Origin of the sequence: Gemmatimonas sp. (genome assembly GCF_036405635.1) — a bacterium.
GTDB lineage: Bacteria > Gemmatimonadota > Gemmatimonadetes > Gemmatimonadales > Gemmatimonadaceae > Gemmatimonas.
Window position 1 is genome coordinate 1 of the sequence record NZ_DASWXE010000157.1, and the last position, 5285, is coordinate 5285.

A 5285-nucleotide genomic window follows, 5' to 3' on the forward strand; every position below is an offset into this window, starting at 1 on the left:
CAGCGCATTTTCGCGCGTGCCCATGCCACCCACCGGGCCCGCCTGACTGCCACGATTGGCCACGCTCACGCGCTCGTTGCCATCGGCGTTGTAGATGGGATTGATGAGCAGCACCGTGTTGCGCAGCCACGCGTTGCGCTCACCCTTGGCGATGGAGCGCAGCAACCAGAGCAGCGCCTCTTTGCCTTCCACTTCACCGGCGTGGATGTTGCCCTGGATGTAGACGCGGGTCTTGCCCGTCGCGAGCACCTGCGCGGCCGTGGCGCCGGGCGCCCCGATGACCGCGAGCGGCAGCGGGCGTCCCTCGTACGTGTAGCCGTACGTGGTGAGATGGATCTGTGGATTGGCCGCCGCCATCAGCTTCATGTAGGCGATGACATCATCGTAGCGGCTCGTTTCCGCGTAGTCCGTGCGCTCGGGGCGCGTGAGCGGGAACCTGGCGCTGCCGGTGGCGTTGGCACTTGGTGCTGTTTTCGCGGCCTGCGCTTCCGCAGTGCCGCCGGTCGTCAGCGTGAGAGCAGCAACTGCGAGCGCGGTACCAGCGCCGCGGACCATGCGTGACGACATCATCGAACAGCTCCAAACGGATGGTGTGATTGTGTCAGTCGTGATGCAGGCATCGCGACCGGTTGGTGAACGGTGGTAGCCAGTTCGTGGTGGTCCTGCAGAACACTGAGCGAGCGCAGCGCCGGTGTACGGCCGTCCCGACCACGCAGGACCACGGCAATATTGGTGCGCCCCCTGGTCACGCCAAAAGGTACGCGCAACTCGAGCGTACGGCTGGCCGAATCGGTGGGCGCGAGGGTCGCCCGGGCGACGACGCTGTCTTCGACGATCAGGTCGAAATGCCGCGTGGAATCGCGGCTCCCGGCAAAGACGCAGGCAATGGTGACCTCGGTGTCGTCAAAGGTCGTCAGGGCATAGCGCATCCAGCCATTGGCCTGCCGGAAGGTCATGTCGTTCTGTACGCCGGCCCAGTCGTCGTGCCCCGCGTAGCCGTGGGCCAGCTCGCTCTCGGCGTTGCCGGCGATGACCGTGTCCACCACTCGGCGGTCGACGGGAGGCTCCGTTGGGCCGGGTGCTGAGAGCACGAGGCTCACAGATAGCGAGGTCGCAAGCGCGAGAAGGCGACCCATCATCAGGCGAGCGTGGCTCGAAACTGTACGGGATCGAGCACACACGACTGCCGAAGTGAGCCTGGCAAAACGAATACCTTGGGCTCGGTGCGGAACTTGAACAGCCGATACAAGCGATACTGGTGCGGCTGATCATTGGATACCGCAACTTCCCGCGCCGTCGCAAAGAAGGGCGTCATGGCACCGAAGGTAGTGGTCTTCACTTCGATCAAGCGTTCGGACCCGTCTGGGTCAAACGATGCGATATCGTAGCCGAGTCCATCTCCCTTCGTCTTCGCCACGTGTTCGATGCGTTCGGCGAGGTGCTTGGCGCCTGCTTCCCAAAGACGTCGATGCTCGATCTCGAGCACGAACTGCTCCCCCGCTTCGCCCAGTGACGTATTGCGTGCCTCGCGCTCGAGAAAGTTGATGCCAAGCCGTGGAGCTGGCACCGGTACGGGGCGCTCGTAGGTACGCCCCGCTCGCGGTTCACGAACCGGCGGTGGCACGAGAATGTCTTCAAGATCGCGCCGTGACGTTGTCACGGAAGCGACGGCCATCACCGCCGTTTCAGCTGCCGCAACAACAGGCGCATCCATCGACAACCGGAGAATGACCTCGGTGCGCAGGCGATCCTGGTAGTTGGCGCGCGGCTTGTAGCCGTCGATGTAGGGGAAGCCTTCCTCGATCAGGACCGCGCTGATGTTCTGATGCTTGAATTCGATGGCGCCTGCCGAGCGTCCATTCAGCAGTTCCTGCAATCGACGATTGTGCTCGCGCTTGCTGAACGGCTCGCCGCGCAGCTCGTGCCCGAGCATCGCAAAATAGTCCGCCACGGTCGCAGCGACTTCAGCCTGGGACCAGTCTTCAGCCACGGATGGAATGCGGGGCGAGGTAAGCGCGGTCCATCAGGAGTCGTCGTGCCCGTCGCCACGCATCCCGGCAGGTCCGGACGCAAGCTCGTCGCTCGGATGGCCTGCAACGGTCACGAGTTCCGCCTTGTCGGAATGCTTGGACTGCTGTTGGCTGCCCCGGGTTCTCACGAGAAACCACCCATCGTGCGTCAAGGGCCGAAGCACATCCCGTACTCGCATGCCGCAAGATCGGGCAGCGACTCGCCACCGGCAAGCGCGAGGAAGCGGCCTCTCACCGCGGTGTTGGCCCGCTGGCGTCACTCAAAGGCGTGGTGCGCGGGAGCGTCTGGCCGTTAGAGAGCGCCATACGCGGCCGCCAGGGTGAGCATGCGCCCGACGTGCCACTCGTCGAATACGGCCGGATCGTACGTCGGTCCAACCCAATCCCGGTGCGTCTGCCCGGCTTTGGTGCGCGGGCGCGCGAGTGCCGTCACGAGCTCCGCGTAACCGACAACCCCACCACAGTCCTCCGGTGGCCCCGCGCGGGCGCCACCCAGTAGCAGCGGCCATCGGGGCTCAGCAAGGTCCACTGGCGACTCCAGGGCCTCGACTTCGATGACATGCGCCCAGTCATCGCCGAAATCGTAGCGATACAGGAACCGATCGCCGGCCACGAGGGCGAGATCAGCCAGACGAATCGCCGTGGACTCTCCCTCCGCTTCCTCACCTGGAGCCTCAAAGCGCCGCGTGCCGATGGTGAACTCGTGCAGATGATAGTCCTGCCAACCAAAGACCAGTTGCAACGTGCGATGCAGTTGCGCGAGCGTGTACTCACCGGGCACGCGGAGCGCACGCCAGATCTCCGGGGTTATCGACTCCAGGTGAACTCGGAGCACGAAGTCCGTCGGCGCCGCCGAGGGGATGTGTCCGGCGACGCGTGCGCGCTTGGCCATGAGAGATTGATGGGGAGGACGCGGTCAGGTCCGCAGGCGCTGATCTACCACATCGACTACATCGACGCCATCGCCCGGGCCAGATCGGTCTCTGCGGTGCTGGCGACCACGGCACCGGCCTGCGTCAACACGCTGCTTGCCTGCGAGGTGCTCGTCGCATCGACCAACGCCACCAGCATCGAGGAGTTGTTGGTGAGCCCTTCGCCCATCTGCTTCAACAGACTGTCCGGAAAGCCCAGGTCGAGAAAGTAGGCGGCCAGTGCACCGCCGGCGGCCAGGGTGATGGTGCCAACGCCCGGCAGAATGAGACCGGCCACCGCGCCAATGAGTGCGCTCTTGCCCACCCCCCAATCCTGCGATTCGGTGAACTTCACCTCACCGCTGCCATCGCGCGTGATGATGGCGACGTTCCCCAGCCCAATCGACGCGGACTTGAGCAGCGCCTCGCCGCCCTCGGCGCCGCTGAGCGTGTTGAAGCTGGCGATGAGAATACGACGGGCCGTGGCATCGGACATGGTGACTCCAGGAAGGGAATTGATGTTGGCGGCGCACTCGCACTGATCGGGCATTGGTACACACTGGCCATGATGCGGTTCAATCGCAGGATCAGAAATGCGTAAATATCGTTCATATATTGACTTACTATCATAAGCTGTATATGCTAAGAAGATGAAAGAATCGGTGCGGCGATACCTGGCGGATATCGGGCGGCGCGGCGGAATACGCAGTCGGCGCACCCTTACTCCCGAGCAGGCGCAGGCCATGGTGGCCAGTCGCGAGGCAAAGCGCGCCGTGCGGGAGTTCGAGCAGTCCGCCATTGGCACACCCACGTCCGATCTGCCCGGGGTCGAGATCGTGCGCGCAGGGCTGCGTGATCTCGCTGGTCAGCAGCATTCCGTCGATGCATTGCTCGTGTCCATGGCAGCCCCGCGACTGCGCCGGCTCGGTATTCGCGTGCCTGTCGGGGTTCCGCACCCTGAGGACGCGCTCTTCGTCCTGCTCGAGCAGCAGCATGGCCAAGCAGCCCACTCGCGCTACAACGCACTCGTGCGGCGCATGGTGAGCTTCTCGCGCGCTGCGGCGACAATGGGTCGGCAGCATGCGTGAGATCGCTACCAGCGAACGGATTGATCGATTTCTCGCGGCGCTCGCTCAGGCTGCCACCGTACCAACCACCGTGTACCTGGTCGGCGGGGCCACGGCGGTTCTCACGGGCTGGCGCGATGGTACCCGTGACATCGATCTCATCATCCGTCCCGAATCCGATTCGCTACTGCGCGCCATACCTCGGCTGAAAGATCAACTCGCGATCAACGTGGAGTTCGCGGCGCCTGACCATTTCATCCCGGTGCCACCGCACTGGGAGGAGCGCAGCCCCATCGTGAAACGCATCGGCCTGTTGACCGTGCGTCATTACGATCTTACGGCACAGGCCCTCGCCAAGATCGAACGAAGCCATGTGCGCGACCTCGCCGACGTGCGGGCCATGCTGAACGCCGGTCTCATAACCGTCGAGGGACTGCGGGCCGCCTTCACCGAAGCCGAGGCTGATCTCTACCGCTACCCCGCGGTCGATCCGGAGAGCTATCGCCAGGCGCTTGATGAGGTCATCTCTTCCCTATCCTGAAGTCGCTACACCAGCTCAATTGAGGCAGTGCCTCGGTGCGCGTTGGCATAGGGGTACTCCACTGCTGGTTTACAGCGGGCAATCACATCGAATGTATGAAGGGCCCTTTCAACCTTCGCATACAATCGACGCTTCAGACTACTGCCAGCGCTTTGGATGGATTGAATCGCGCTCCGACGCGCTATGGCGCGACGCATACGTCGCCCAACCCCTCGCTTTAACTCCATTGAGTCTGAACCGACCTGAGTTCATCGATGAAGCCCTGAACTGTCAGAATGCCGCCCCGCGCGTCATCCGCATACTTGTTCCGTATCGGCGCAGGAATCACCGGCGTCAGCGAAGCACGTTGCATCAGCGAGAGCTGACCTTTGGAGATTGCCGGCTCCAGCGTGAGTAGATGCTTTTGGGGAATCCGCTCCGCTTCATTCAGCACCTGACGCCAGCGATCCTTCGCAGTGTATTTGGCAGCCAGCATACGGAGATTGGCCGCTGGAAACGACGCGTCTGTGTAGGCCTTCGCTGACGGGAACAGGAAGTCCGGCGACTCACCGCCGTCGATCGTCGGTTCCATGACATACGGGATTGCCCATTCCCTGAGCAATGTCTCCATGTGGTACTGCAAAGCGCCGCCCGCTCGTGAAACGCGCGATTGCCGCAGTGCCATGGAGAATGTCCTGAAGGCATCCACATCAGCGGTACCGTCGAGGTGCACAAATCCCTCCAGCAGTCTTCTGGC

The 5285-nt window shown here is 63.2% G+C and carries 9 protein-coding genes; 2 read left to right on the forward strand and 7 right to left on the reverse strand.

The genetic code is table 11. From position 1 onward, the window contains the following. The 6 genes from VGE27_RS12675 to VGE27_RS12695 form a co-directional block, all read right to left on the reverse strand. Window positions 1-570: M14 family zinc carboxypeptidase (locus VGE27_RS12675; RefSeq protein WP_331050029.1), on the reverse strand; the 570-nt coding region annotated here is incomplete at its 3' end. Further along, window positions 567-1139, reverse strand: coding sequence for a DUF6805 domain-containing protein (locus tag VGE27_RS12680; RefSeq protein WP_331050030.1), 573 nt, complete (start codon window positions 1137-1139; stop codon window positions 567-569). The genes VGE27_RS12675 and VGE27_RS12680, both read right to left, overlap by 4 nt. Next, window positions 1139-1990: a DUF3883 domain-containing protein gene (locus VGE27_RS12685; RefSeq protein WP_331050031.1), complete on the reverse strand. Its 852-nt coding sequence runs from the start codon at window positions 1988-1990 to the stop codon at window positions 1139-1141. Before VGE27_RS12685 ends, VGE27_RS12680 begins: the two co-directional genes overlap by 1 nt. A 33-nt stretch (window positions 1991-2023) precedes the next feature. Next, a complete protein-coding gene (locus VGE27_RS19495) occupies window positions 2024-2209 on the reverse strand; it encodes a type II toxin-antitoxin system HicA family toxin (protein WP_345788017.1) in 186 nt (61 codons plus the stop codon). A gap of 113 nt (window positions 2210-2322) precedes the next feature. Then, entirely contained in the window at window positions 2323-2922 is a 600-nt protein-coding gene (locus VGE27_RS12690) for a plasmid pRiA4b ORF-3 family protein (protein ID WP_331050032.1), read from the reverse strand. A gap of 56 nt (window positions 2923-2978) precedes the next feature. Further along, window positions 2979-3437 carry a DUF1269 domain-containing protein gene (locus VGE27_RS12695; protein WP_331050033.1) on the reverse strand — a complete coding sequence of 153 codons (459 nt, stop codon included), beginning with the start codon at window positions 3435-3437 and terminating at the stop codon, window positions 2979-2981. A 154-nt stretch (window positions 3438-3591) separates the two neighbouring features. On the opposite strand from VGE27_RS12695, the gene VGE27_RS12700 reads away from it, so the two are divergent. Beyond that, entirely contained in the window at window positions 3592-4029 is a 438-nt protein-coding gene (locus VGE27_RS12700) for a hypothetical protein (protein ID WP_331050034.1), read from the forward strand. After that, a complete protein-coding gene (locus VGE27_RS12705; protein ID WP_331050035.1) occupies window positions 4022-4549 on the forward strand; it encodes a DUF6036 family nucleotidyltransferase in 528 nt (175 codons plus the stop codon). Before VGE27_RS12700 ends, VGE27_RS12705 begins: the two co-directional genes overlap by 8 nt. Window positions 4550-4766: 217 nt before the next feature. Here VGE27_RS12705 and VGE27_RS12710 read toward each other — a convergent pair. Beyond that, on the reverse strand, window positions 4767-5285 hold a 519-nt coding region (locus tag VGE27_RS12710; RefSeq protein WP_331050036.1), incomplete at its 5' end, for a type II restriction endonuclease.

What these genes read in the sequence shown, in the direction of transcription:
- VGE27_RS12700 (WP_331050034.1), top strand. Translation starts at nt 3,592, where the DNA reads ATGAAAGAATCGGTGCGGCGATACCTGGCGGATATCGGGCGGCGCGGC.
- VGE27_RS12705 (WP_331050035.1), top strand. Translation starts at nt 4,022, where the DNA reads ATGCGTGAGATCGCTACCAGCGAACGGATTGATCGATTTCTCGCGGCG.
- VGE27_RS12695 (WP_331050033.1), bottom strand. Translation starts at nt 3,437, where the DNA reads ATGTCCGATGCCACGGCCCGTCGTATTCTCATCGCCAGCTTCAACACG.
- VGE27_RS12690 (WP_331050032.1), bottom strand. Translation starts at nt 2,922, where the DNA reads ATGGCCAAGCGCGCACGCGTCGCCGGACACATCCCCTCGGCGGCGCCG.
- VGE27_RS19495 (WP_345788017.1), bottom strand. Translation starts at nt 2,209, where the DNA reads ATGCGAGTACGGGATGTGCTTCGGCCCTTGACGCACGATGGGTGGTTT.
- VGE27_RS12680 (WP_331050030.1), bottom strand. Translation starts at nt 1,139, where the DNA reads ATGATGGGTCGCCTTCTCGCGCTTGCGACCTCGCTATCTGTGAGCCTC.